The sequence below is a fragment of the Arthrobacter sp. Y-9 genome, assembly GCF_029690065.1.
In the GTDB taxonomy this organism is placed as follows: Bacteria; Actinomycetota; Actinomycetes; order Actinomycetales; family Micrococcaceae; genus Arthrobacter_E.
In genome coordinates, this window is sequence record NZ_CP121463.1 from 3,206,415 (window position 1) to 3,232,212 (window position 25,798).

The 25,798-nt window shown below is 70.0% G+C and carries 24 protein-coding genes; 12 read left to right on the forward strand and 12 right to left on the reverse strand.

The window, feature by feature from the left end:
• The first annotated feature begins 91 nt into the window (after positions 1-91).
• From purF to P9849_RS14520, 3 genes are all read left to right on the forward strand, one after another.
• The gene (gene purF / locus P9849_RS14510) at positions 92-1,726 is read left to right on the forward strand and encodes an amidophosphoribosyltransferase (protein ID WP_278267432.1); all 1,635 of its coding nucleotides are present in this window, start codon (positions 92-94) and stop codon (positions 1,724-1,726) included.
• Between the two features lie 24 nt (positions 1,727-1,750).
• Positions 1,751-2,884, forward strand: a complete 1,134-nt coding sequence (purM, locus tag P9849_RS14515) for a phosphoribosylformylglycinamidine cyclo-ligase (RefSeq protein ID WP_278267433.1) — start codon at positions 1,751-1,753, stop codon at positions 2,882-2,884.
• Positions 2,885-3,171: 287 nt separating this feature from the next.
• Complete coding sequence (locus P9849_RS14520) at positions 3,172-3,789, forward strand: hypothetical protein (protein ID WP_278267434.1); 618 nt, start codon at positions 3,172-3,174, stop codon at positions 3,787-3,789.
• A gap of 212 nt (positions 3,790-4,001) precedes the next feature.
• On the opposite strand, the gene P9849_RS14525 is transcribed toward P9849_RS14520, so the two are convergent.
• The gene (locus tag P9849_RS14525) at positions 4,002-4,250 is read right to left on the reverse strand and encodes a DUF3073 domain-containing protein (RefSeq protein ID WP_066216292.1); all 249 of its coding nucleotides are present in this window, start codon (positions 4,248-4,250) and stop codon (positions 4,002-4,004) included.
• Positions 4,251-4,551: 301 nt separating this feature from the next.
• Between P9849_RS14525 and P9849_RS14530 the strand changes: the two genes are divergently transcribed.
• The gene (locus tag P9849_RS14530) at positions 4,552-5,487 is read left to right on the forward strand and encodes a septum formation family protein (RefSeq protein ID WP_278267435.1); all 936 of its coding nucleotides are present in this window, start codon (positions 4,552-4,554) and stop codon (positions 5,485-5,487) included.
• A 108-nt stretch (positions 5,488-5,595) separates the two neighbouring features.
• Here the strand turns inward: P9849_RS14530 and clpB are convergent, their stop codons facing one another.
• Positions 5,596-8,187 carry an ATP-dependent chaperone ClpB gene (gene clpB / locus P9849_RS14535; RefSeq protein ID WP_278267436.1) on the reverse strand — a complete coding sequence of 864 codons (2,592 nt, stop codon included), beginning with the start codon at positions 8,185-8,187 and terminating at the stop codon, positions 5,596-5,598.
• A gap of 179 nt (positions 8,188-8,366) precedes the next feature.
• Between clpB and P9849_RS14540 the strand changes: the two genes are divergently transcribed.
• Complete coding sequence (locus tag P9849_RS14540; RefSeq protein WP_278267437.1) at positions 8,367-9,284, forward strand: DUF4031 domain-containing protein; 918 nt, start codon at positions 8,367-8,369, stop codon at positions 9,282-9,284.
• Positions 9,284-10,066, forward strand: coding sequence for a 2-phosphosulfolactate phosphatase (locus P9849_RS14545; protein ID WP_278267438.1), 783 nt, complete (start codon positions 9,284-9,286; stop codon positions 10,064-10,066). Before P9849_RS14540 ends, P9849_RS14545 begins: the two co-directional genes overlap by 1 nt.
• A 26-nt stretch (positions 10,067-10,092) precedes the next feature.
• On the opposite strand, the gene P9849_RS14550 is transcribed toward P9849_RS14545, so the two are convergent.
• From P9849_RS14550 to P9849_RS14565, 4 genes are all read right to left on the reverse strand, one after another.
• A complete protein-coding gene (locus tag P9849_RS14550; protein WP_278267439.1) occupies positions 10,093-11,220 on the reverse strand; it encodes a HAMP domain-containing sensor histidine kinase in 1,128 nt (375 codons plus the stop codon).
• Complete coding sequence (locus P9849_RS14555; RefSeq protein WP_278267440.1) at positions 11,217-11,897, reverse strand: response regulator transcription factor; 681 nt, start codon at positions 11,895-11,897, stop codon at positions 11,217-11,219. Before P9849_RS14555 ends, P9849_RS14550 begins: the two co-directional genes overlap by 4 nt.
• Before the next feature lie 43 nt (positions 11,898-11,940).
• The gene (locus P9849_RS14560) at positions 11,941-12,540 is read right to left on the reverse strand and encodes a M15 family metallopeptidase (protein ID WP_278267441.1); all 600 of its coding nucleotides are present in this window, start codon (positions 12,538-12,540) and stop codon (positions 11,941-11,943) included.
• Between the two features lie 95 nt (positions 12,541-12,635).
• The gene (locus P9849_RS14565; protein WP_066216274.1) at positions 12,636-13,037 is read right to left on the reverse strand and encodes a YccF domain-containing protein; all 402 of its coding nucleotides are present in this window, start codon (positions 13,035-13,037) and stop codon (positions 12,636-12,638) included.
• Between the two features lie 201 nt (positions 13,038-13,238).
• Here P9849_RS14565 and P9849_RS14570 point away from each other — a divergent pair, with 201 nt between their 5' ends.
• Positions 13,239-14,678, forward strand: a complete 1,440-nt coding sequence (locus P9849_RS14570) for an amino acid permease (protein ID WP_278267443.1) — start codon at positions 13,239-13,241, stop codon at positions 14,676-14,678.
• Between the two features lie 91 nt (positions 14,679-14,769).
• On the opposite strand, the gene P9849_RS14575 is transcribed toward P9849_RS14570, so the two are convergent.
• Positions 14,770-15,369, reverse strand: coding sequence for a phosphoribosylanthranilate isomerase (locus P9849_RS14575; RefSeq protein WP_278267444.1), 600 nt, complete (start codon positions 15,367-15,369; stop codon positions 14,770-14,772).
• A 147-nt stretch (positions 15,370-15,516) separates the two neighbouring features.
• Between P9849_RS14575 and P9849_RS14580 the strand changes: the two genes are divergently transcribed.
• Together P9849_RS14580 and P9849_RS14585 are read left to right on the forward strand one after the other, a co-directional pair.
• Positions 15,517-16,110, forward strand: coding sequence for a HutD family protein (locus P9849_RS14580; protein ID WP_278267445.1), 594 nt, complete (start codon positions 15,517-15,519; stop codon positions 16,108-16,110).
• Between the two features lie 77 nt (positions 16,111-16,187).
• On the forward strand, positions 16,188-16,838 hold the full coding sequence (locus P9849_RS14585) for an MBL fold metallo-hydrolase (protein WP_278267446.1): 651 nt from the start codon (positions 16,188-16,190) through the stop codon (positions 16,836-16,838).
• 93 nt (positions 16,839-16,931) lie between these two features.
• Here the strand turns inward: P9849_RS14585 and P9849_RS14590 are convergent, their stop codons facing one another.
• Together P9849_RS14590 and P9849_RS14595 are read right to left on the reverse strand one after the other, a co-directional pair.
• Positions 16,932-18,569, reverse strand: a complete 1,638-nt coding sequence (locus P9849_RS14590) for a DEAD/DEAH box helicase (protein ID WP_278267447.1) — start codon at positions 18,567-18,569, stop codon at positions 16,932-16,934.
• Positions 18,570-18,627: 58 nt separating this feature from the next.
• Entirely contained in the window at positions 18,628-20,001 is a 1,374-nt protein-coding gene (locus P9849_RS14595) for an MFS transporter (RefSeq protein WP_278267448.1), read from the reverse strand.
• Positions 20,002-20,331: 330 nt separating this feature from the next.
• Between P9849_RS14595 and P9849_RS14600 the strand changes: the two genes are divergently transcribed.
• The gene (locus P9849_RS14600) at positions 20,332-20,727 is read left to right on the forward strand and encodes a VOC family protein (RefSeq protein ID WP_208186987.1); all 396 of its coding nucleotides are present in this window, start codon (positions 20,332-20,334) and stop codon (positions 20,725-20,727) included.
• Between the two features lie 13 nt (positions 20,728-20,740).
• On the opposite strand, the gene P9849_RS14605 is transcribed toward P9849_RS14600, so the two are convergent.
• Positions 20,741-22,270 (reverse strand): MFS transporter, encoded by a 1,530-nt coding sequence (locus P9849_RS14605; RefSeq protein ID WP_278267449.1) that lies wholly within the window; start codon positions 22,268-22,270, stop codon positions 20,741-20,743.
• Here P9849_RS14605 and soxR point away from each other — a divergent pair.
• The gene (gene soxR / locus P9849_RS14610) at positions 22,269-22,784 is read left to right on the forward strand and encodes a redox-sensitive transcriptional activator SoxR (protein ID WP_278267450.1); all 516 of its coding nucleotides are present in this window, start codon (positions 22,269-22,271) and stop codon (positions 22,782-22,784) included. The genes P9849_RS14605 and soxR overlap by 2 nt on opposite strands.
• A 119-nt stretch (positions 22,785-22,903) precedes the next feature.
• On the opposite strand, the gene P9849_RS14615 is transcribed toward soxR, so the two are convergent.
• A complete protein-coding gene (locus tag P9849_RS14615) occupies positions 22,904-23,545 on the reverse strand; it encodes a YoaK family protein (protein WP_278267451.1) in 642 nt (213 codons plus the stop codon).
• A 194-nt stretch (positions 23,546-23,739) separates the two neighbouring features.
• On the opposite strand from P9849_RS14615, the gene P9849_RS14620 reads away from it, so the two are divergent.
• Positions 23,740-24,435 carry a hypothetical protein gene (locus P9849_RS14620; RefSeq protein ID WP_278267452.1) on the forward strand — a complete coding sequence of 232 codons (696 nt, stop codon included), beginning with the start codon at positions 23,740-23,742 and terminating at the stop codon, positions 24,433-24,435.
• A 9-nt stretch (positions 24,436-24,444) separates the two neighbouring features.
• Here the strand turns inward: P9849_RS14620 and P9849_RS14625 are convergent, their stop codons facing one another.
• Positions 24,445-25,632: an MFS transporter gene (locus P9849_RS14625; protein WP_243874913.1), complete on the reverse strand. Its 1,188-nt coding sequence runs from the start codon at positions 25,630-25,632 to the stop codon at positions 24,445-24,447.
• Positions 25,633-25,798: the final 166 nt, after the last annotated feature.

A 25,798-nucleotide genomic window follows, 5' to 3' on the forward strand; every position in this document is an offset into this window, starting at 1 on the left:
GCGACGGCGCCCGGCGCGCGACGGCGGAGGGCCGGCGTCGCGGTTCCCGTCACAGGGCGGCACGTCCCTCCGGACATGCGATAATTGAGCAGTGGCACGCGGCGACGGAAAACTCACACACGATCTTCTTCCCGGCGAAAAAGGCCCCCAGGACGCCTGTGGCGTCTTCGGCGTCTGGGCACCGGGCGAAGAAGTGGCAAAACTGACCTACTACGGCCTTTACGCTCTGCAGCACCGCGGACAGGAATCCGCCGGCATTGCGACGAGCGATGGGCAACGCATCAACGTCTACAAGGACATGGGACTCGTGTCCCAGGTGTTCGACGAGACCACCCTGAACACCCTCACGGGTCACTTGGCCGTGGGGCACTGCCGGTACTCCACCACGGGTGCGAGCCACTGGGCCAACGCCCAGCCGACCCTGGGAGCCACCGCCAACGGCACCGTGGCCCTGGCGCACAACGGCAACCTGACCAACACCGCCGAACTCCGCCAGATGATCATGGACCGCACCGGCGGCCAGCTCAGCGGCGAGATGAAGCAGGGCAACACCTCGGACACCGCCCTGGTCACCGCCCTGCTGGAGGGCGACACCGGCAAGACCCTCGAGCAGACGGCGCTGGAGCTGCTGCCCAAGATCAAGGGCGGCTTCTGCTTCGTCTTCATGGATGAGGGCACCCTCTACGCCGCCCGCGACACCTACGGCATCCGCCCGCTGGTGCTCGGCCGCCTGGAGCGCGGCTGGGTGGTGGCCTCCGAGCAGTCCGCTCTCGCCACGGTCGGCGCGAGCTTCATCCGCGAGATCGAGCCGGGCGAGTTCCTGGCCATCGACGAGAACGGCGTCCGCACCCAGCGCTTCGCCGAGGCCACCCCGGCCGGCTGCGTCTTCGAGTACGTCTACCTGGCCCGTCCGGACGCCTCGATCGCCGGCCGCTCCGTCTACGAATCCCGCGTGGAGATGGGCCGTCAGCTCGCCCGCGAGAACACCCACGAGGCGGACATCGTCATCCCCGTGCCGGAATCTGGCACGCCCGCCGCCGTCGGCTACGCCGAGGAGTCCGGCATCCCGTTCGCACACGGCTTCGTGAAGAACTCCTATGTGGGACGCACCTTCATCCAGCCCTCGCAGACGCTGCGCCAGCTGGGCATCCGCCTCAAGCTCAACGCCCTCGAGTCCGTGATCCGCGGCAAGCGCGTGGTCGTGGTGGACGATTCGATCGTGCGCGGCAACACCCAGCGCGCCATCGTGCGCATGCTGCGCGAGGCCGGGGCCAAGGAGGTCCACGTCAAGATCTCCTCGCCGCCCGTGCAGTGGCCGTGCTTCTACGGCATCGACTTCGCGTCCCGCGCGGAGCTGATCGCCTCCGGCGCCTCCATCGAGGAGATCTCCAAGGCGATCGGCGCGGACTCTCTCGCGTACATCTCCGAGGACGGCATGATCGCCGCGACGCACCAGCCGCGCGAACGCCTCTGCACGGCCTGCTTCACCGGCAAGTACCCGATCGCCCTTCCGGATCCGGAGCTGCTCGGCAAGAACCTGCTGGAGCGCGAGGACGAAGCCCTGGCCGACACGCAGGCGGTCCCCGCCCCCACGGCCGAGCCGTCCGAGGAGCCGCAGGTCGCTCCCACGGGCGAGGTCGTCGCGGGCGCCACCGGATGTGATCCGGGCCCCGACTCCGAGTTCGAGAACTTCCTGACCGACGCAGACAAGCGCCCCGCTTCCTAAGCCGCGCCCACCAGAAAGGCAGCCATGAGCTCCTCCCCCGCCGAGAACGGCATCACCTACGCCTCCGCCGGCGTCGATGTGGAAGCCGGCGACCGCGCCGTCGAACTGATGAAGGACGCCGTCAAGGCGACCCACAACTCCTCCGTGCTGGGCGGCGTGGGCGGCTTCGCCGGTCTCTTCGACGTCTCCCGCCTCCTGACGTACCGCAAGCCGCTGCTCGCGACGTCCACGGACGGGGTCGGCACCAAGGTCGCGATCGCCCAGGCCATGGACATCCACGACACCATCGGCTTCGACCTGGTGGGCATGGTCGTGGACGACATCGTCGTGGTGGGCGCCGAGCCGCTCTACATGACCGACTACATCGCCTGCGGCAAGGTGGTCCCGGAACGCATCGCGGACATCGTCCGCGGCATCGCCGCGGCCTGCTCCGTGGCGGGCACCGCGCTGGTGGGCGGCGAGACGGCCGAGCACCCCGGTCTGCTGGGTGAGCATGAGTACGACGTCGCGGGCGCGGCCACCGGCGTGGTCGAAGCCGACGCGCTGCTCGGCCCGGAGCGGGTCAAGGCGGGCGACGTCGTGATCGGCATGGCCTCCTCCGGTCTGCACTCCAACGGGTACTCCCTGGTCCGCCGCGTCATCAACCACGCCGGCTGGGAACTGGACCGTCAGGTGTCCGAGCTCGGCCGCACGCTCGGCGAGGAGCTCCTGGAGCCCACCCGCGTGTACGCCGCCGACTGCCTCGACCTGACCCGAGCCTTCCCGGTGAACTCCGGCAAGGGCATCAACGGGTTCAGCCACGTCACGGGTGGCGGCCTGGCCGCCAACCTGGCCCGCGTGCTGCCGCAGGGTCTGCTGGCCACGGTCGACCGCAACACCTGGGAGCTGCCCGCGATCTTCAAGCTGGTCTCCGAGCTGGGCAATGTGCCGCTCGCCGATCTGGAGCGCACCCTGAACCTGGGCGTGGGCATGATCGCGATCGCGTCCCCCGAAGCCGCGGATGCCGCCGTCGCGCGTCTGAACGAGCGGGGCCTGCCGTCCTGGGTCATGGGCACCGTCGCCGAGGACACCGGCGCCTTCACGGGCACGGTCGACTACGTCCAGGGCGCCAAGGGCGTCGACGGCGGCGCGGTCCGCCTGGTGGGCCAGTACGCCTGACCCTCCCCCTTCCCCCTCTCGACTGCTCCCGCTGGCTCCCCTGCCTCCTTCCTCGGCACGGGTCCCTCGCCGTCAACTGCTCCGTAGATGTCGTTTTGAGAGTTCAAAACGACATCTACGGAGCAGTTGATCGTTAAAGGTGGCTCAGCGGACCCGGGTCTCGGACTCCCCGTCCGGCGCCCCCCGATCCTTCAGTGAGTCCCGCAGCACGGTGTCGCACGGCGTGACACTCCCCGTGCCAGAATGCGTCCACACCTCACTTCGCATCGACATCCTTGGGGGAAACCTTGACCGAGAACACCGCCGCCTCCGGCCTGCCACAGCCCGAAGACGATCCCCGGGAGAACACCTCCTGGGAACAGCCCCAGTACGGCATCCGTTCGTCTGCGGAGGTGCCCGCCTGGCATCCGGAGGCCAATGAGCAGCAGCGGGCCGCGGTGGCACCGCCACAGCCGGTACCCGGCGAAGACGTCGAGCGGGGAGCCCTGTTCGCGCTGGCGGTCGTTCCACTCGGGATCATCGCCTGGATGCTGCTCTGGAAGGTGAACGTGATCGCGTCGATCATCACGTTCGGCGTCGCCACCCTGGCCGCACGGCTCTACGTCACCGGCACCAGGGGCCGCCTGAGCCGCACCGGAGCCTGGGTCATCGCAGGCATCACGGCGGTCACTGCGATTCTCGCCTTCATCGGCGGAGTCTGGCTCGACGCCGTCGATGTCCTGGGCGTATCCCCTCTGGCGATGGCCTTCGATCCGGAGCCGTGGACGCTCCTCGCGGACAATCTGGCGATGAACCCCGACTTCTTCAGGACCTACTCCGGCGATTTCCTCATGGCCCTGCTCTTCGCCGCCCTGGGCTGTTTCTTCACGCTCCGTCGCCTGTTGGCCGCGACCAAAGACCACTGAGTCAGCCGGTACACACCGGCACCACCGTCCCACCACCATCGACTGCTCCATAGGATGCTGAAATCCCCGGCTTCCGGGTGAAAACGACATCCTATGAACCTGTCGATCGGGCGGCCTGCCCACGACAGAAGCACAGGCACGACGAAGGCCCCGGGGCCGGATCACTCCGGCCCCGGGGCCTATCAGGGGAGGGGACTCATCCCGTCATCGCATCAGCTGATGCGGCGGGTATCAGTCTCATCCTCCTCGTCGAACGCGTCGGCGTACTTGTCCTCGTACTCCGAATAGTCCGGTTCAAGAGGGTCCGCTTCGAATGACGCCGCGGAACCACGACGACCGGATACCTGAGAATTGGCGGAGCCAAGCTCACGTTGCAGTGCTGAATAGTCAGTGCTCGGAGAGTAGTACTTGATGTCCCGAGCCTGCTTGGTTGCCTTAGCCTTTTGACGGCCGCGCCCCATGGCGTGACCCCCTCTGTACGTCGATCCGGAGGTGGTCGCCCTGGCAGGTAGCGAGGCCCCGGAATGTTTGGTCAATGTTTCGTACTTCTAGATTACATGGTTTCGCATTATCGCGTGCGGCCGTGACCCCTCGGGACGCGTGTTTCCGGGCTGGCGAGAGTGCCATGCGGGTGCGGCTTGGGTAGAGTCATGAGTAGCATCGCCCCGCGCCACCACGCGTTCCTGCGGCCGCAGTCCGGGTCGCCGGACTCTTGGTGCGGGCAGAAGAAGGCATGATGGACGACACGGTGGGAGTTTGGCTATGAGCGAACCGACGCAAGGGCACGACGACGGCGCCGGGCAGCCAGGAGCCGCCCCCGGCCCGGGCCAGCCCTCACCGGGGCCCGGCTTCCCCGGGCAGCAGCCGCCCCAGCCTCCTGCCGGACAGCCGCACTCCCAGCCGACGCAGAGCTTCCCCCAGCAGCCGCAGCCCACGCAGGCCTACCCCCAGCAGCCCCAACAGCCCGGTTACAGCGCTCCGGGCGCGACCGGCGCCCCCGGGAACCCCGCCGGCGGCCAGGCTCCCGGCCAGCCGCCCTACGACCCCCGCACCAACACGTACGGCGGTCAGCAGAACGGCCCCCAGAACGGCCCCGTCTACGGCGCGCCCACCGGCTACCCGGGCGGCTACCCCGCCCAGCAGCCCCCGGCGAAGAAGAGCAACAAGGGCCTGGTGATCGGCGGCGCGGTGGTCGGTGGCGTCGTCGTGATCCTGCTGGTGGTCTGGCTCGTCAATCTGGTGGTGGGCGGCATGACGCCCAAGGCCGATCCGGCCGCACCGCCGGCCACGTCCAACGGCCGCACCACCCCTGCTCCCGGGCAGAGCGGCGCCTCCGCCCCGTCGGACGCGGAGACGATCAGCGCTCTGGACGCCAAGAAGGGCCAGTGCTTCTGGGGCTACCCGGACAACAGCAATTCGCGGCTCGTGGTCGTGGACTGCGGTGAGAACCACTCGGCCCAGCTGGTGAACGTCTTCTACTACGAGCAGGACGAGGCGTTCCCCGGCGTCGACACCTTCAAGGTCAAGGGCCGCGAACTGTGCCGCACGGCCAGCCTGTCCAGCGATGTGGACTCCCTGAACCTGCGCCAGCGCTTCGCGTACCCCAGCCAGAAGAGCTGGGACGCCGGCGACCGCCGCGTGGACTGCATCGTCTTCTCCGATGACGGCAACACGCTCACCAAGAGCCTGACCAAGTAGTCCGCGCCGGCATCCCGCCGCACGCTGACAAAAGGCCACGCACGACGAAGGGCCGCACCCCGTGGGGTGCGGCCCTTCGTGCGTCTGAGTCCGTCAGAGCGCGAGCGGCTACTTGCGGTTCACGGTCAGTTCGCCGAGGTCCTCGCTGGTGTCCACCAGCACAGTGTCCCCATCGGTGATCTCACCACTGAGGATGGCCCGGGCCAGCCGGTCGCCGATCTCCTTCTGCACCAGCCGGCGGAGCGGCCGGGCGCCGAAGGCGGGATCGTAACCGGTCATGGCCAGCCAGGCACGGGCGCCGTCGGTGACCTCGAGGGTCAGACGGCGATCCCGCAGGCGCTTGGCCAGATCCTTGACCTGGATCTCCACGATGTCGTTGAGCTGCTCCACGGAGAGCGGCTCGAACATGATGACGTCGTCCAGACGGTTCAGGAACTCCGGCTTGAAGGCGGAACGGACCACCTCCATGACGGCGGTTTTCTTGGTCTGATCGTCCAGGTTCGGGTCCACCAGGAACTGGCTGCCGAGGTTGGACGTCAGGACCAGGATGACGTTGCGGAAGTCCACGGTGCGGCCCTGGCCGTCGGTGAGGCGGCCGTCGTCGAGCACCTGGAGGAGGATGTCGAAGACCTCGGGGTGGGCCTTCTCCACCTCGTCCAGCAGGACCACGGAGTACGGGCGGCGCCGCACGGCCTCGGTCAGCTGACCGCCCTCCTCGTAGCCGACGTACCCGGGAGGGGCGCCGACCAGGCGGGAGACCGAGTGCTTCTCCGAGTACTCGCTCATGTCGATCCGGACCATGGCCCGCTCGTCATCGAAGAGGAAGTCCGCCAGGGACTTCGCCAGTTCCGTCTTGCCCACACCGGTGGGACCGAGGAACAGGAACGAACCGGTGGGGCGGTTCGGGTCGCTGATGCCCGCACGGGCACGCCGCACGGCGTCCGAAACGGCCGCCACGGCCTTCTTCTGGCCGATCAGGCGCTCCCCCAGGAACTCCTCCATCTGCAGAAGCTTCTGGCTCTCGCCCTGGAGCATGCGTCCGGCGGGGATGCCGGTCCACGCCTCGATCACTTCGGCGATGTCCTCCGCCGTGACCTCGTCGGCCACCATGGCGGCGGGCTTCTCGCCGAGTTCCGCTTCGGCGGCGGCCGCGGCGCTGAGCTCGCGCTCCAGCGTCGGAATCTCGCCGTAGAGGATGCGGGAGGCCTCGCCGAGGTCACCCTCGCGCTGAGCCTTGTCCGCCAGGGACCGCAGTTCGTCCAGCTTGGCTTTCAGGTCACCCACGCGGTTGAGTCCGGCCTTCTCGGCCTCCCAGCGCGCGTTGAGGGCCGCCAGCTCCTCCTTCTTGTCCGCCATGTCGGCGCGCAGCGCGGCGAGCCGCTCCACGGATGCCGGGTCGGTCTCGTCCGCGAGGGCCAGTTCCTCCATGGTGAGGCGGTCCACGGAACGGCGCAGCTGATCGATCTCCTCCGGAGCGGAGTCGATCTCCATGCGCAGCCGGCTCGCGGCCTCGTCCACCAGGTCGATGGCCTTGTCCGGGAGCTGACGGCCGGAGATGTACCGGTTCGACAGGTTCGCGGCGGCCACGAGGGCGGAGTCGGCGATGGCCACCTTGTGGTGGGCCTCGTACCGCTCCTTCAGGCCACGGAGGATGCCGATGGTGTCATCCACGCTCGGCTCGCCCACGTACACCTGCTGGAAGCGGCGTTCGAGCGCCGGGTCCTTCTCGATGTTCTCGCGGTACTCGTCCAGCGTGGTGGCGCCGATGAGGCGCAGCTCGCCGCGGGCCAGCATCGGCTTGAGCATGTTGCCGGCGTCCATGGCGCCCTCGCCGCTGGCGCCGGCGCCGACCACGGTGTGGATCTCGTCGATGAACGTGACGATCTGCCCGTCCGAGTTCTTGATCTCCTCCAGGACGGCCTTGAGGCGTTCCTCAAACTCGCCACGGTACTTGGCGCCCGCCACCATGGACCCGAGGTCCAGGGAGATCAGGGTCTTACCGCGCAGGCTCTCCGGGACGTCCCCGGCGACCATGCGCTGGGCGAGGCCCTCGACCACGGCGGTCTTGCCGACGCCGGGCTCACCGATCAGCACCGGGTTGTTCTTGGTGCGGCGGGAGAGGACCTGGATGACGCGGCGGATCTCCGAGTCGCGGCCGATCACGGGATCGAGCTTGCCGGAGCGCGCGACGGCGGTCAGGTCCGTGCCGTACTTCTCCAGCGCCTGGAAGGTGTTCTCCGGATCCGGGCCGTCCACTTTGCGGTCACCGCGCACGCCCGGGAGGGCGGCGAGGAGTGCCTGAGGACTGGCGCCGGCGTCCCGCAGAAGGCGCCCCACGGCGTCGTTCCCGGCGGCAAGGCCCAGGAGCAGATGCTCGGTGGAGACGTAGCTGTCCCCCATCTTCTCCGCCTCGCTCTGCGCGGCCTGGACGGCCTGCAGGGCGGAGCGCGAGAGCTGGGCCTGGGCGACGGACGCACCCGAAGTGGACGGCAGCGCCTTGATGGCGGCGCTGGCTTGGACGCTCACGGCATCCGGATCGATACCGGCGGCCTTGAGGAGGGCGACGGCCACGCCTTCCCGCTGGTCCATGAGGGCCTTGAGGAGATGAGCGGGTTCGATCTGCGGATTGCCTGCGGTGGAGGCATTCATGGCCGCTGCGGACAGCGCCTCCTGGCTCTTGGTGGTGAACTTGACGTCCAAAAAAGGCTCCTTTCAGCACACTCTGGACCACGGTTTGGTTCTACTCTTCATCAAAGCGCTGCCAGGTGACTCCCGTCAACGCATCTAACTTGAGTCTACTTAACTCAACTTTGAGAGTCAAGTTATCCACAGGCTGTTTCCGGCCCCGGAGGGAGGCGTCCCGGGCATAGGATGCGAGCATGACCGTGCTGATCGACCCGCCCTTCTGGCCTGCTCACGGCACGGTCTTCTCCCATCTCGTGTCGGACGCGTCGCTCGAGGAACTGCACGCCTTCGCGGCCGCGGCGGACATCCCGGAACGGGCCTTCGACGGAGACCACTACGACGTCGCAGCCCGCCACTTCGAGCGCCTGGTGGCCGCCGGAGCGATCCCGGTGGGCGGCAAGGAGCTGGTGCGACGGCTCGCCGCGAGCGGGCTCCGCATCCCGGCCCGCGAGCGCCCGTCCAAGATCGTCCCGGCCCTCCGGGAACGCTGGTCGCGGCTCCTGCCCGAGGACCCGGAGCTCGGCGAGGACCTCCTGTCGCGCTGGGGCGAACCGCACCGGAACTACCACTCCCGGGTCCACCTGCTCAACGTCCTCGAAGCCCTGGACCTGCTCCTGCCGGGGTCCGGACTGCCCGCGGAACGCCACCGGCCGCTCCTGCTGGCCGCCTGGTTCCACGACGCGGTCTACCAGGGAATCCCCGGCCAGGACGAGGAGGACTCGGCCCGGCTGGCCGAGCGCGGACTGGGCGCGCTGTCCGATCACGGTGCCCTGCCGGCCGAGGAGGCCGTGGAGGTGGCCCGTCTGGTGCGGCTCACCACGGACCACGATCCTGCGCCGGACGATCTGTCCGGCCAGCTCCTCTGCGACGCCGACCTCTCCGTGCTCGCCTGGCCCGCGCCGCGCTACGCCCGCTATCTCGCCGCCGTCCGGGCCGACTACGCCCAGGTGAGCGACGCCGACTTCGCGCGGGGCCGTGCCGCCGTCGTGGAGCAGCTGCTGGCGCTGGAACCGCTCTTCCACAGTCCGCTCGCTCGGGAGCTCTGGCTGGACGCCGCGCGCGGCAACCTCCGGGGCGAGCTCAAGGCATTCCGGCGAGCGGAGAGCCACTGATGCACGCCGCTCACCGCCAGCTGCCCTTCACCGTCCGCCTCGAATGGGGGCTGCGCGGCGCTCAGGCGGTCCTCCCCGGGGCCGCGGCCGCCGTCGTGGTCGACACGCTGTCCTTCTCCACCGCGGTGTCCGTGGGGGTCGAGGCGGGGCTCGCGGTCCTGCCGTTCCGCGCCGCGCCCGGCGACGGCGAGCTGCACGACGCCGCGGCCCGCCTCGCGGAGGAGCGCGGCGCCCTGCTCGCGGCGCCCCGCAGCCTGAGCCGCCTGAGCCTGTCCCCCAGTTCGATCCGCGCCCATGGCGGCGCGCACCTCGGCCGCGAACTCGTGCTGCCCTCGCCCAACGGCTCGGCGATCTCCGAACACCTGGCGGGCCGCGTCCCGGACCTGCTGGCCGGGACTCTCCGCAACGCCGGTGCGACGGCGGCCTGGCTGGCGCGCCATCTGCCGCCGTCCGCGGTGGTCGTGGTGGTCGCGGCCGGGGAGCGCTGGCCGGGCGGCGCCCTGCGGCCCGCCGTCGAGGACCAGCTCGGCGCGGGTGCCGTGCTCGCGGCGCTGCTGCGATCGGCGCCGGGCCGGACCCGGGAGCAGTTGTCGCCGGAGGCGCGGGCCGCCGTCGCGGTCTTCGAGACATTCCAGGATGAACTGCCCACGGAGCTGGCGGAAAGCGCCAGTGGCCGCGAGCTGGTGCTGCGGGGTTTCGGCTTCGATGTGGACCTGGCCGCGGAACTCGACGCGAGCCGCGTCGCCGCGCACTTCAGCGACGGGGCGTTCCGGCCGGTGTGACCCCTGCGCGGCTCCGGACCCCGCCGTCACTCCGCCGGCGGGAAGGTGACCCGGACGCGCAGGCCGCCCCCGGTTCTCGCGGTCAGATCCAGCCGCGCGCCGTGAGCCTGGGCGATGGCCGCCACGATCGCGAGCCCCAGCCCCGATCCGCGGCCTGGCCCGGCCTGCCGTCCGCGGCCCTGCACGAACGGTTCCGTCAGGTGTCCCAGCAGTTCCTGGCTGACGGCTTCCCCGGGATTCTGGATCTCCAGGAACGCCCCGCCTCCGGGGCCCTCGCCCGTCCGGAGCCACAGGTCCCCGCCGTCCGCCAGGTTGTGCACCACGGCGTTCCGCACCAGATTGCCCACGAGCTGCGCCAGGAGGACCCTGTCCCCCTCCACGGGGGCGCCGCCGTAGTCGGCCAGGACGGTGATGCGGCGGGATTCCAGTTCCTCGCGCTGAGAACCCAGCGACTCCTCCGCCTGCTCCGCCAGATCGCACGGTTCCAGGAGGAGCCGGGAGCCTTCGGCCCTGGTCAGCGCCAGGAGAGCCTCCACCGTGCCCGTGGCCCGCGTGTTGACCTCCCGCAGACGGCGCAGCAGGTGCGGGACGTCCACGGCGTCGGGGTCGGATTCGGCGAGCTCCAGCATGCCGCCCATCACAGCGTGAGGCGTCCGCAGTTCGTGGGAGGCGTTGGCCGCGAATCGGCGCTGCTCGTCCAGCATGGCCGAGAGCCGGTCCAGCATCGCATCCACCGAGTCCGCCAGCTCACGGAGCTCGTCGCCCTTGCCCTCGAGCCGGATGCGCCGGTCCACCTCGCCCCGTTGGACGGCGAGCGCCACCTCGTGGATGCGTCCGATCGGTTTGAGCATCGCGCCGGCCAGCAGCCAGCCGCCCACCAGCCCGACCACCGCGAAGAACAGGAGCCCCAGGGCGGCCTTGGGCAGGAGCGCCTCCATGAGGTCGCGGCGGCTCGGGGCGAACCCGCCGTCGACGGTCACGAGGAAACCCGCCGGAAGGTACCGCAGGAGCAGGAGGACCAGGGCGAAGAAGCCCGAGCCGGACACGAAGAGGAACGCCGCATAGCTCAGCGTGAGTTTCAGCCGGAGCCCGAGACCCCGGGGCCGGGGCTGGGACGGCGCGGTGGTGGCGGACGCGGAAGGCCGGTCACTCATCGACTCTCCTCCTCGGCCGGCTCACCGAAGCGGTAGCCGACGCCCACCAGGGTGTGGATCAGCCCGGGGTCCCCGAGCTTCTTGCGCAGCGAGGAGATCGTGATCCGCACGGTGTTGGTGAAGGGGTCGGCGTTCTCGTCCCAGGCCTTCTCCAGGAGTTCCTCCGCGCTGATCACGCCGCCGTCGGCCTGCATGAGCAGCTCCAGGACCGCGAACTGCTTGCGGGTCAGGGCCACGGGCCGTCCGTCGCGGCTCACGTCCCGCCGGAACGGGTCCAGACGCACACCCGCGCTCTCCAGGACCGGCGGGCGCGCCGCCCCCGGACGCCGGAGCAGGGCCCGCAGTCTGAGGGTCAGCTCTTTGAGCATGAAGGGTTTGGGCAGGTAGTCGTCCACGCCCGTTTCGAAGCCGCTGACCTTGTCATCCAGCCGGTCCGCCGCGGTGACCATGATGAGGCGGGCGGGAAGACCCTCCGCCACCATCCAGCGGGCGATCTCGTCACCGCTCGGGGCGGGGACGTCGCGGTCCAGGACGACGGCGTCGTAGGCGTTCACGCCGAGCAGCTCCATCGCGGTGGCGCCGTCGTACGCCACATCCACCGAGAAGGCCTCACGCCGGAGCCCCTCGGCCATGGAATCGGCCAGATACGGCTCGTCCTCGACGATCAGGATCCGCATGCTCAGAGTCTAGCCATCGCGGGCCGGCGGCCGTCGCGCCGGATCACCGCTTCATCCTCGGGTCCTCAGTGGGGTCCTGGTACATGAGCGGGCAGGCGCCGCTCAGGGCGGACGGCCGGTACTCGTAGTGCCATCGCTCGTTGGAATAGATCTGGCACAGCCCGAACCGGGCCCCGTGCTGGGCCAGCCAGCTCATGGCGTCCTCCCCCGCGATGTCCACGGCATCCCCGCTGACGTGCGGCGACGTCTCCGGAGTCGCCACCCAGCGGGCGGCCTCCTCCTGCGAGCGGTACTTGCGGGTCGCGTCCGCCAGGAGCTGTGCCTGGTACTTCGGGCTGCGCCAGCCGCTGCTCACGGACAGGGTCACGCCATCCGCTCCGGCGTGAACCGACGCCTCCCGCAAGGCGACGAGCAGTTCCGGGCGCAGCCGGGAGATCGCGGCGTCCCGGCTGTCCAGCCCGAGAGGGTGGTCGAGCGGGATCGCGCCGTCCTCCGCGGTCGTCTGGCCGCCGGACCCGACCGCGACGGCGACGCCGGGCCCTCCGCCGGGCCGCGGAAGGACGGGAGCGGCGGAGCAGGCCGCCAGCAGTGCGGCGCTGAAGATCGCCAGGGCGGTGGCCCGGCGTCGTCGGACGGTGAACATGTCTGCCTCCAGAAGTCGGTGGATGGCATCCACTCAACTCCGGGAGGCATATCGCCAGTGTTAAGCGCCGGCGGCCCGGCTCAGCGGGACCGGGCTCAGCGGTAGGTCGAGACGAACGGGCGGTCCGTGGGGACGATCTCCTTGCCCAGCGGCATGAGCGACACCGGGATGAGCTTCAGATTCGCGATGCCCAGCGGGATGCCGACGATGCTGATGAACATGGGGATCGCGGTCAGCACGTGGCCGATCGCCAGCCACAGCCCGGCCACCAGGAACCAGATGACATTGCCCAGGAGTGCGAAACCGTTGCTGCCGCCCGGCTTCTCCACCACGGTCCGGCCGAACGGCCACAGGGCGTAAGCGCCCACCCGGAAGGAGGCGATGCCCCACGGGATCGTCACGATCAGCACGCAGCAGAGCAGGCCCGCGGCGAAGTAGCCGATCGCCAGCCACAGGCCGCCGAAGACGAGCCAGATGATGTTAAGAAGGGTCTTCATGACTTCAGTCTGCCAAGAATGCCTGGCAGAATCCCCCAGGGTTCCCCCTGATTGAACCCCCGATCTGACGGCCTGCACCGCACCCACGCTCCGGATGTCAGACGGTCCAGGGGATTGCCCGCGGCTCTGAACGAGGCGCATAGTTCGAGGGAGGGTCTGTGCTCCGGCGCCGACCACGACCCAGGAGAAATGAGGTCTGGCATGGCAAAGACAGCGAATCCGTTCTCGGTTCTGAGGCGAAAGCCCATCGAGGACATGGATGAGGAGGTCGCCGAAGGAGGACTCTTCCGATCCCTCGGGCTCTGGCAGCTCACGGCGATCGGCGTCGGCGGCATCATCGGCGTCGGCATCTTCTCGCTCGCAGGGCTCGTGGCCCACGGCGACGACACGACGCCGGGCGTGGGCCCCGCGGTCCTCATCTCCTTCCTCATCGCGGGCCTCGCCTCTGCCGCCGCGGCCCTGTCCTACGCCGAGTTCGCCGGCATGATCCCGAAAGCCGGCTCCGCGTACACCTACGGTTACGTGGCCCTCGGGGAGCTGATCGGCTGGTTCATCGGCTGGGACCTGCTCCTGGAGTATGTGGCGATCGTGGCCGTGGTGGCCATCGGCATCTCCGGATATCTCAACTTCTTCCTGGCCGGCCTCGGCATGCAGCTGCCCGTCGAGCTGACCTCCACCTTCGACGAGGGCAAGGGCGGCTGGATCAACCTGCCGGCCATCCTCGTGTGTCTGCTGGTCACCTGGATCCTGAGCCGCGGCACCAAGACGTTCGGCCGTTTCGAGCTGATCGCCGTGGGCATCAAGGTGGTCCTGATCCTGTTCATCATCGGACTCGGAGTGTTCTTCGTGAACACGAACAACTACAACCCGTTCATGCCCAGCGGGTTCGGACCGGTCTTCACGGGCGCGGCCACGGTGTTCTTCGCGGTGTTCGGCTATGACGCCATGAGCACCGCGGCGGAGGAGGCCAAGGACGGCAAGAAGCACATGCCGAAGGCCATCATCCTCTCCCTGGTGATCGCGATGGTGCTCTACATCCTGGCCACCCTGGTCCTGACCGGCATGCAGAACTACAAGGACATCGACCCCAAGGCCGGTTTCGGCTCGGCCTTCAGCAATGTGGGGCTGCCGGTGATCGCCACGATCATCTCCGCGTTCGCCGTGCTGTCCATCCTGACGGTGATGCTGACGTTCCTCCTGGGCGTCACGCGCGTCTGGTTCTCCATGAGCCGCGATGGCCTGCTGCCCAAGTGGTTCTCCAAGGTGGACCACGGCGGCACCCCGCAGCGCGTCACCTGGATCGCCGGCATCGGCTCGGCCCTCCTGGCGGGCGTCCTCCCGATCCGGCAGGTCGCGGACCTCACCAACATCGGCATCCTGGCCGCGTTCGTGGTGGTGTGCATCTCGGTGATCTCGTTCCGCTACACCCGGCCCGAGGCGCCCCGCGAGTTCCGCCTGCCGCTCATGCCCGTGGTGCCGTTGATCGGCGTCGCGGCCTCGCTGTTCCTGATCTCGCAGCTGCACTGGGAGACCTGGCTGCGCTTCGGGATCTGGCTGATCATCGGCCTGATCATCTACTTCGGCTACGGCCGCAAGAACTCGATCATGAACCCGAACAGTCCCCGGCACCAGCTGAGCTGACCGAGCGCTTCACCGGACTTGTGTGCTCAGTTGTTGCGGGTGTTTCTGCGGAACACCCGCAACAACTGAGCACGCAACGGGGTAAGGGCGGTCAGCCTGCCAGCGCGGCCGCCACGAAGGCGCGGATCTTCTCCAGGTCCTTGACGCCACGGGAGCTCTCGACGCCGGACGAGACGTCGACGCCCCAGGCAGCGGCCGTCTCCGCGGCCGCGGCGACGTTGCCGGCGTCGAGCCCTCCGGCCAGCAGCCAGCGCCGGCTGTCCAGGCCGCGCTCGCGCACGGAGGCGTAGTCCCAGGACTCGCCGGAACCGGGCACGGAGGCGTCCACCAGCAACAGTTCCTCGCCCCAGTCGGCGAAGACGCGGTCGGGGTCGTCCATGCGGACGGCGCGGATCACGGAGAAGCCGCGTTCCTGCAAAGCGTCGACCTCCTGGGGAGTCCGCTCGCCGTGCAGCTGGATCCAGCTCAGGCCGGCCTCCTCGGCCAGTGCGGCGGCCTGTTCGGCGTCCTCATGACGGAACACACCCACGGCGGCGACCTCGGCGGGGACCTCGGCCAGCAGCGCCCGCACCTGGTCCGGGCTGACTTCGCGAGGGCTCGGGGTGAGCACGAAACCGACGGCCTGTGCACCGGCCTCGACGGCGGCGCGCACCGATTCGGGCGTGCTCAAGCCGCACACTTTCACGAACATCTACTGGTCCTCCACGTGGATTGTCACCTCTGACGGTACCAAGAGGACACCGCACGGCCCTAAGATGTGCCCTTCACCGAAGTCCCGGTGACGCGGCCTCCCCCGGGTCCCGCCGGCGTACTAGGCTGGTCGGGACGAGAGGAACTCATGGAGATCATCCGCTTTTCCAGCATCCGGCCCGAGCCCTGGCGCAACGGCGGCGGTGTCACGCGGGAGATCGCACGGCACCCCCGCGGCGCCTCGGACGGCTCCTGGGACTGGCGCGTCAGCATCGCCGAGGTGGGCAAGGCCGGCGACTTCTCCGCGTTCCCGGGCATGGAACGCGTCATCTCGGTGATCGACGGCGAGCTGCTCGTGCTGACCGTCGACGGCGAGGAGCACGCCATGGAGCGGTACCGTCCGTTCCGCTTCTCCGGCGACGCCGTCTCTTCCTCCGCACTCCCGACCGGGGACATCCGGGACCTGAACGTGATCGCCCGCCGCGGCGCCTTCAAGGGCTACCTGTCCATCCTCGAGCTGTCGAAGAAGCGCGCGCATCCGATCTTCGAGGGCCAGCTCGCGATCCTGCTTGAGGGCAAGGCGTCGGTGGCCGAAGAGCGCGGCGAAGAGTCCGGCGGTGAGCAGGTGGAGCTGGCCCGGTACGACGCCGTCGTCGGCTCCGATGAGGCGAGTCCCGAACTGCTCGGCCGGGGTTTCGTGGCCATCGTGTCGCTCGACCCTGCGGATCCCGCGGACGCGTAAGCGGCACCTGACCAGCGCCTGACCCAGGCCTGACCAACGCCTGCCCCGCCGTCGTGCCCGTTCCGTAGAGTGGGCGCATGGACTCACTCATACATCCGCTCCAGGACATCACCATCCGGCGCATCTCCGTCGGCGGGATGGACAACAACGTCTACCTGCTGACCTCGCGGTCCTCCGGTGACCAGGTGCTCATCGACGCGGCCGACGATCTGCCGGCGATTCAGTCACTCCTCGCGGACTCGGCCGCCGACACCGAGGCCACGCCCCAGTTGAAGCTGATCGCCACGACCCACCAGCACTGGGACCACGTGCGCGCGCTGCCCGGGCTCGTCGAGGCCACCGGCGCCCCCACGGCCGCAGGGGCCGACGACGCCGCGGCGCTGCCCGTCCCGGTGGACGTCACGCTGGAGCACGGGGACGTGGCCGGCTTCGACGGTTTCGCGCTCACCGCGGTGCACCTGCGGGGCCACACGCCGGGCTCGATCGCCTATGTGTACCAGGACCCCGCCGGCCCGGCGCACCTCTTCAGCGGGGATTCCCTCTTCCCCGGCGGCGTCGGGAACACGGACAAGGATCCGGCCCGTTTCACCTCGCTCCTGAACGACGTGACCGAGCGCCTCTTCGACGTCTACCCGGACGACACCGTGGTGCACCCGGGCCACGGCGCCCCCACGACGCTCGGCGCCGAACGCCCGCACCTCGACGAGTGGCGCGCCCGGGGCTGGTGAAAGCTCCTTAAAACCCATCGACTGCTCCATAGGTGTCGTTTTGAAGGCTCAAAACGACAACCACGGAGCAGTCGATGGCTAAGGCTGGAGGCCTCAGCGGCCGCGGCGCTCGTTCGACGCCGGGGCGGAGGCACGGCGCGGACCCTTGCGGGGCGGACGGCCGGCGCCGGACTTCTGACCGCCGGAGCCGAAGGATCCGCCCGAGGCGCCCCCGGTGTTCGAGGACCACACGGTCGCGCTGCCACCACGCGGGGCGGCGGACCGCTGACCGGTGCGCGAAGCGGAGGACCGCTCGCCACGAGCCGGACGCTCACCGCGGGGCGCACGCTCAGCACGAGGAGCACGCTCGCCGCGAGGCGCGCCGTGTTCCGGACGGGCCTGGGCGGGACGCTCATTGCGCGAACCGGTGGAGCCGGTAGCGGCGGAGCCGCCCTGGCCGCCACGACGGGCCCGCTTGCGCTGCGCGTTCGCACCGGTGGACTTGCCGCCACCCTGCTGCGGGGCCTTGGCGGCCACCACGGCGGCGCGGGATGCGGGATCCACGGCCTCGGCCTGCTCGCCCACGAAGTCGAGGATCTCGGCGGAGCCGGGAGCCACGGGCGTGAACGGAGCCTTGACGCCGGCGGCGCGGAGGAGCTTCTGGACCTCGGAGCGCTCCTCCGGCAGGACCAGGGTCACCACGGTGCCCTCGGCTCCGGCACGGGCGGTGCGGCCGGAACGGTGCAGGTACGCCTTGTGCTCCGCGGGCGGATCGACGTGGATCACGAGTTCGACCTCGTCCACGTGCACACCGCGGGCGGCGACGTCGGTGGCCACGAGGACCCGGACCTCGCCGGAGGAGAACTCCGCCAGGTTGCGGTCACGGGCGTTCTGGGACAGGTTGCCGTGCAGGTCGACGGCGGGGATGCCGTTGGCGGTCAGCACCTTGGCCAGCTTCTTGGCGGCGTGCTTGGTGCGCGTGAAGAGCACGCGCTTGCCGGCGCCGGACGCCAGATCGTTGATGAGGAGCTTCTTGGCGTCCTTGTCCTTCGCCAGGAACACGTGGTGCTCCATGGTGGTGACAGCGGCCTTGGGAGCGTCCACGGAGTGCGTGACCGGCTTCTGCATGTAGCGGCTGACCAGCTTGTCCACGCCGTTGTCCAGCGTGGCGGAGAACAGCAGGCGCTGGCCGCCGGCCGGCGTCGCATCCAGGATGCGGCGCACGACGGGGAGGAAGCCGAGGTCGGCCATGTGGTCGGCCTCGTCCAGGACGCTGATGCTCACCTGGTCCAGGGACACGATGCCCTGCTTCATGAGGTCCTCGAGACGGCCGGGGCAGGCGATGACGATGTCGACGCCGGCCGCCAGGGCCTTCTCCTGGCGCGTCTGAGAGACGCCGCCGAAGATCACGGTGGTGCGCAGGCCCAGGGCCTCCGCGAGGGGAGCTACCGTGCGGTCGATCTGGGTGGCCAGTTCGCGTGTGGGGGCCAGCACCAGGCCGCGCGGCTTCCGGGAGCCGGACGCGCGACGGCGAGCGCCGTCGTCGTCCGCGTCACCGGCGAGGCGGGTCACCAGCGGGATGGCGAAAGCGAGCGTCTTGCCGGAGCCGGTCTGGCCACGGCCCAGGACGTCCCGGCCGGCCAGCGTGTCCGGCAGGGTCTTGACCTGGATGGGGAAGGGTTCGGTGATGTCCAGGGTGGCCAGCGCGGAAGTGATCCCGGCTGGCACGCCAAGGGAAGAAAAAGAAGTCATAGGGAAGAAAGTCCTCAGGCAGCGTGGCTCACGTGCTGAATCGCACAGGCCAGACGTACTAGTCTACCAGTGCCCGTGTCCGCGGCGCGATCAGCAGCATCGCCACCCCGCAGGCCGCCGCCACCGCGAACACCCCGGCGTAGGCGTTCCCGGAACCGAGGAGGGCCGCGAAGACCAGCCCGGAGACCGCGACGCAGAGGGCGTTCCCCAGGGAGTCCGCCATGGCGAGGGCGGAGCTGTTGAAGCCCTGCTCCCCCGGTCGCGACAGCGCCAGCACCATGACGCTCAGGCGCGGGAACATGAGCCCCATGCCCGCCCCGCCGAACAGCCACACCGCGATCAGCGCCCAGGCGGGCCCCTGGAACAGGATGACCAGGAAGATCCCGACGACGACGGCGGCCACCATCGCCGAGCCGATCCGCACCGCACGGTGATGCGGCAACCGCGCGGCGCCGAGCCGGCCCTGGATCCCCGAGCTGATGCCCCAGGAGACCGCGCTGCAGGTCAGGGCCAGGCCCGCGAACGACGGTTCGAAGTGGTAGATCTCGAACAGGACCTTCGGCAGGTACACCTCGGTGCCGAAGAACGCGGCGGAGCCGATGGCGCGGGTCAGGACCACGCTCGGGAGTCCCCGCTGCGCCGTGAGCGTGCCCCGCGGGATGAGCGGTCGGATGGCCAGGATGCAGACCGCGGCCATGGCGAGGGCGAGCACCCAGCCGACCAGCGGAACCTCGCTGCTGAGGTTCAGCCCCATGACACTCGCGGCGGCCAGCACGGCCCAGAGCAGACGGCCCCAGGGATACGGGCCGGCACGGTTCGGTGCGGCGTGCTGCTGGTCGCGGCTGATCCTCCGGAGCGCCGGCACGAGTCCGAGCAGGGCCGGCACCACCAGGATCAGGACTCCCAGGAAGACCCAGTGCCAGCTCGCCACCTGGGCCACCAGGCCGCCGATGTACGGGCCGAGGATCGACGGCAGCACCCAGGCCGCGGCGAAGGCGGCGAACATGCGGGCGTGCAGATCGGCGGGATAAGCCTTGCCGACCAGAACCGTCAGGGCGACGCCGTTGGCCCCTCCCGCGAACCCCTGGACGATCCGGCCCAGCACCAGCAGCTCCATGGTCGGGGCCGTGCCCGCGATCACGAGTCCGACCGTGAAGAGGGCCACCGAGGCGTAGATGGCGCCGACGGGCCCGCGGCGGTCGGACCAGCTGCCCGCCAGGACCATGCCGATCACACTGGCGGCCATCGGACCGGCGAAGGCGAGGGCGTACAGCTGCTGCCCGCCGAGTTCCTGGGCCGCCACGGGCATGACCGTGGTGACGGCCATCGACTCGAACGCGTTGAACACCACGAGGGCCAGCAGACCCAGGCTGGTCAGGGTGTACGGAGGGCTGAAAACACCGTGGTGGGAGGAGGGGGCGGCAGATGGCACAGCACCTATTTGAGCGCCTGCCCGAGCCGCGTGCCAACGTCCGGGGAACGCCGTCCAGTCAACCGAACACGAGTGCACAGCGGGGGTGGAATTCTCCGGCGCCGAAGCGGCTTCCCGGACGTGCCGGATCGCTTTTCCCCGCCCTTCCGGACATTCCCCCGCGCTGTGGCGCCGGGGACCGTCCACTTGGGCGGGGAAACCCGCGGCGGCAGCGGACGGCCGACGTCGGCGGCTCGGCTGTGCGCGAGGTGGGCCGGGCGGGTTCCGCATCGCCGCGCTCCCGCCTAGGCTGGGACCACATCACCGCATTTCAGACAGGAGAACACCCCCATGGCCTGCCGCATCAGTGAACTCGTCTTCGGCTGCCGCGAACCCGAGGTCCTCGCCGACTTCTGGTGCAAGGTTCTGGACTTCGTGGTCCTGGGCCGGGAGGACGACGGGTCCGTGGAGATCGGCGCGCGGGACGGCTTCGGCGGCTCGCAGCCCACCCTGTTCTTCAGCTACCGGGATCAGCCCGAACCGGGCAAGTCCCGCCTGCACATCGACCTCAACGCGACGGACCAGGAACAGGAGGCCGAGCTCGAACGACTCCTGGCCCTCGGCGCGCGACCCGCGGACATCGGCCAGACCGGCGACGAGGCGTGGCACGTCCTCGCCGACCCGGAGGGCAACGAGTTCTGCCTGCTCAAGCCGCGCATCGCCCCGGTCCCGGTCCCGGCGGGCTGACACCTCCGAGGAATCACCGTTCCGTCCGGACCCGCCCCGCGCACGCGACCGACAGCAGCGCCACGCACGCGGTCAGCGCGAAGACCCCCAGGAACGCCCCACCCGCTCCGAGCAGGTGGAACACCAGACCGGTCGCGGCCAGGGAGAGCGCGGCGCCCACGGAGTCGGCCACGTTCGCCGCGGATCCGTTGAACCCCTGATTGCCCGGGGTCGAATACGACAGCACCATCACGCTCAGGCGCGGACTCATCAGCCCCATGCCGCCGCCCGCCAGGATCCAGCCCCCGATGATGACCGCCGGCGGCAGGCCGCCGAACGTGGCCGTGAGCACGATCAGGATCGACAGCGCGAGCGACGCCGCACCCAGCCACACCGCGCCCACGTTCGAGAGGCCGGTGGACAGCCGCCCCTGGATCGCCGAACCGACGGACCACGCCACCGCGGACAGCGTCAGGGCCAGGCCGGCAGTGGCGGGGGCGAAATGATGCCGGTCCATGAGGAGATACGGAACGTAGACCTCGGCCCCGAAGAACGCCGCGGCGATCAGGAACTTCACCAGGATCACCGACGGCAGGCCGCGCCGACCGAGCAGCACGCCGGCCGGCAGGAGCCTCCGCACCGCGAGCAGCGCGACGGCCGCCGCGAGCACCGCCACCGGCACCGCCCATTGGCCGGTCTCCACCGACAGGTTCAGCCCCAGCACGGCCACGCCCACCACGGCGGCCACCGCCAGGCGCCGGCCGGTGGACAGAGGTTTGGTGGACGGCCGGGAGCCTTCCTCGCCGCCGCCGGCCGCGGTTCCGTCCGGCGCCTGACCGCCGACGACGCCGTCCCCCGCCTCCTCCGGCGACGCGTCCGCGGGCGCCGGGCCGGCGTCGTCGTGCGCGGGCTGGGCGGCCAGTCGCCGCAGCGCGGGCAGCAGCAGAAGCAACGCCGGCACCACGAGGACCACCACGCCGAGGAAGACCCAGTGCCAGCTGATGTACTGCGCCACGAGTCCCGCGCCGAACGGCCCCACCATGGACGGCACCACCCACGCGGCCGAGAACGCGGCGAAGATCTTGGGGTGCAGCGCGGCGGGGTAGGCGCGGGCGACGAGCACGTAGAGCACGACGTTGATCGCGCCTCCGCCGAGGCCCTGGATGAGCCGACCGGCCAGGAAGACCGGCATGGACCCCGCCAGTCCGGCGACCAGGAGACCTAGCGCGAAGACCGCCGTGGACGCGAAGAGCGGGAGGGCCGGGCTTCGGCGGTCGGTCCAGGCGCCGGCCAGGACCATGCCGATCACGCCGCTGGCGAGCGGTCCCGCGAAGGCGAGGGCGTAGAGGGCGCTGCCGTCGAGGTCGCGGGCGACGAGCGGCATGACCGTGGTGACGGCCATGGCCTCGAACGCCGCGAGGAACACAAGGGCGCAGGTCCCCAGCGTCGTGAGGAGGTGGGCGGGAGAGAGCACGCCCGGGGTCCGGGCCGGCGCCGTCTCCGGTCGCGCGCCGGGCGGCATCTGGTCCTCCTGGGTGCTGGAGGAGGTGCGAGTGGATTCCATGGTCCCGACGCTACGACCTCAACTATGGTTGAGGTCAAAGCCCAGAGGGAGGAGGATCCGCGTGCCCCAGATCCACGGCGGGAAACAGCACGAACTGAGCATCGGGGAGCTGTCCGCCCGCAGCGGCGTGCCGGTCTCCGCGCTCCACTTCTACGAGCGGCAGGGCCTGCTGCGGGCCGAGCGGAACAGCCTCAACCAGCGGCGCTACTCCCGGGACGCGCTCCGCCGGGTCGCGTTCATCCGCACGGCACAGCGCGTGGGGATGGCACTCAAGGACATCGGCGCGGCACTGGACTCGCTCCCGGAGCAGCGCACGCCCACCAAGCGCGACTGGGCCCGGCTCTCCCGCCTCTGGCGCGAAGAGCTCGACGCCCGGATCGCCGCCCTCAAACACCTCCGGGACGACCTGGACTCCTGCATCGGCTGCGGCTGCCTCAGCCTGAAACGCTGCGCACTCCAGAACCCGGATGACGAACTGGGCCGCACCGGCAGCGGGCCGGTCCTCTGGGAGTAGGCTCGGATCCCTTCGAACAACCCGATCGACTGCTCCACACGAGACTCCGAACTCGGCGTGTCGCGGGGAGAACGACATCCTGTGGAGCAGTCGATGGGCAGGCGAAGGGACGAGGCCGCTCAGACCCTCGACTGCCGGAGCGCGAGCAGAGTCCACGCCAGGAGTGCGGCGGCCGCGAGCCAGAGGCTGCCCAGTCCCGTCACGCGGTAGGCGACGGCGCCCACGACGGCTCCCGCGCAGATCATGCCCCACAGGGTCAGGTACTTCAGCCACGGACCGTGCGGCGCTCCGGTGAGAGCCGCCGCGAAATGCTGACCGGTCTTCACCAGGGTTCCGGTCATGTAGGTGAGGGCGATGCTCACCTCGCCGTTGCGGGTGTACGACGTGTTCACCACGCCCATCGCCATGGCCAGCAGCGGAGGCACGGCGGCCTCCGCCGACAGCAGCGGTAGGACGGCCGCGACGGCGAGCAGCGCCGTCGTCAGCCCGAGCACGCCCGGCAACCTGCGCGCCTCCGAGCGCCGGAAGGCCAGGGTGCTGAGCACGACGCCCAGAGTGAAGAACCCGATCAGTCCCAGAGCGAGGCCCGCGCCGAGGAACGAGCCGTGCACCAGGTCGGAACTGGCCCGGGTGGTGTTGCCGCTCATGAAGGAGACGAAATAGCCGCCCAGGTGGATGTACGCCACCGCATCGACGAAACCGGCGACGGCGGACAGCCCTCCGGCGTACAGGACGCCCCGCCAGGACAGTGATGCGGCCACGCGTGCGCCTTTCCGTAGGGTTCCCGCGGGAATCCAGGAACGGGATCAGCGTACTGCCACGAACTCGCCGCTTCCGCCCCTCCTTCGATCGACTGCTCCACACGAGACTCCCAACCCGGCGTGTCGCGGGGAGAACGACATCCTGTGGAGCAGTCGATCAGAGGGCGACCCGCACAGTCACTAGGATCGGAGCCATGATCCCCGCATCTCCCGGACCCGACGGCACGTCGGCAGCCGCCACCGGCACCTCCCCGGTCCGGCAGATCCTGTGGCTGATGCTGACGGTGGTCGTCGGGGTGCCGGCGTTCATCGGGTCGTGGATCGGGCTCCTGTTCCTCGGCGAGCACCTCGACTGGGGCCTGAGCGCCAACCAGGTGTTCGCGTGGGAGCTCGCCGCCGTCGTCGCGGTCGTGCTGTGGCCGCTCGCGATCCGCGGCTCCCTGCGTCAGTTCTGGCACCAGCGCGGTCGGCGCCCCGACCAGGTCACCGCCTGGGGATCCGAACCCACGACGCCGGCGCCGAAGGTTCCGCTCAGCGTCGCGCAGCGCTTCGCCCGGGCGGCGGTGGTGCTGCTCGGAGGGGCGGGAATCCTCGCGATCTGCGGACCGCAGGAGGTCTCGTTGCTGGTGCTGCGGGCGCTGGGCGTCGTGAGCATCGGACCGGCGTCGCTGTGGGGCGCGCTCCAGCTCGTCACCTTCCTGCTGCTGATGGCGCTGTTCCTCCCCGTCCTCGCGCTCACGGAACGCTCGCTCCGGAGGCACCCGCGCGGCAGCGAGGAGCGCTTCCGCCTGGAGGTGCAGCAGCACTGGTACCTGGCGGCCGTCACGGCGTGGGTCATCTGCGTGGCGATGGGTCTCATGTTCGCCTGGCTCGTGGTCGCGTACCTCTGACCCCGGGCCCTACTCCACCAGCCGACGTCGCCCGGCCAGGTAGCCGAAGACCGCGCCCAGCACCGAGATGCCCAGGAACACCCAGCCGGCCACGGTGAACGCGCCCGTCGCCTGGTGCACCTGCGCGACCATGAGCGTCCCGACCGACCCAACCCCGTAGCCGACGCCCTGCATCATGCCCGACAACCGGGCCGCGGTGTGCTGGTCCTCGGTGCGCAGCATGATCAGGGTGAGCGCGACGGCCGTGAGGGCACCCTGACCCAGTCCGAGCAGGGAGATCCACGCCCAGATGCCCTCGATCGGGCCGAGGATGCTGAGGGCGAACCCCGCCCCGGTCATGAGCGCCAGCACCACGTTGATTCCACGCTGATCCCAGAACCGGGCCGCGAGCGCGGGAGCCACCAGGGAGCCGAGCATCTGCAGGAGGATCGACACGGACACCATGATCCCGGCGGTGCTCCCGTCGATCCCGCGGTCGCGCAGCACCGGCGCCAGCCACGCGAACACGCTGAAAGAACTCATCGCCTGGAGCGCCATGAACGCCGTGACCTGCCACGCGACCGGCGAGCGCCACACATTCGCGCCGTCATGGTCGACGGCCTCGCGGTGGTGCGGCGCCTTGAGGGCGAGCGGGGCGAACAGGAGCGCGACGACGGCGGCCGGCGCCGCCCAGGCGAGCAGCGCCGTCGTCCACTGTCCGGTGAGCTCGAACAGCGGGTACGTGAATCCCGCGCCGAGGGCCGCCGACGCGCAGATGGCGGTGGTGTAGAGGCCGCCCATGAGGCCGAGCCGGTGCTGGAAGTCGCGCTTGACGACGGTCGGCAGGATGACGTTGCACAGGGAGATGGCCGCGCCGCACAAGGCCGTTCCGAGCAGCAGCATCGGCAGGTGGCCGAGGGTTCCGAGGTCCGCGGGACGGACCAGGAGACCGCCCGTGAGGACCACCATCGCCCCGAGCAGCACGCGTTCGGCGCCGAACCGCCGCGCCAGGACCGGAGCCAGTGGGGCGAAGACCCCGAGCAGCGTGGCGGGAACGGTGGTGAGGGCGGTGACGGCCCATTCCGGGATGGCGCCGGCGGCGCGGATCTCGACGAGGACCGCCGCGAAACTCGAGAACACGGTGCGCAGGTTCAGGCCGATCAGCACCAGACAGACCCCCAGGAATGCGAGACGGGTGCGGCTGGGGGCGGGGGTCATGGTCTGCGTGTGCACGGTATCCATTGTGGTCCTCCCTGCCGAAACAGTGGGTTTCCGCCGAAACCGTGTGTTTACTACACGGTTTCGGCGGAAACCCACTGTTTCACGAACTCGGCGAGCGGCTCGGCGAACGGCTCGGCGAGCGCGCTCCGGCATGCGCTTCGGA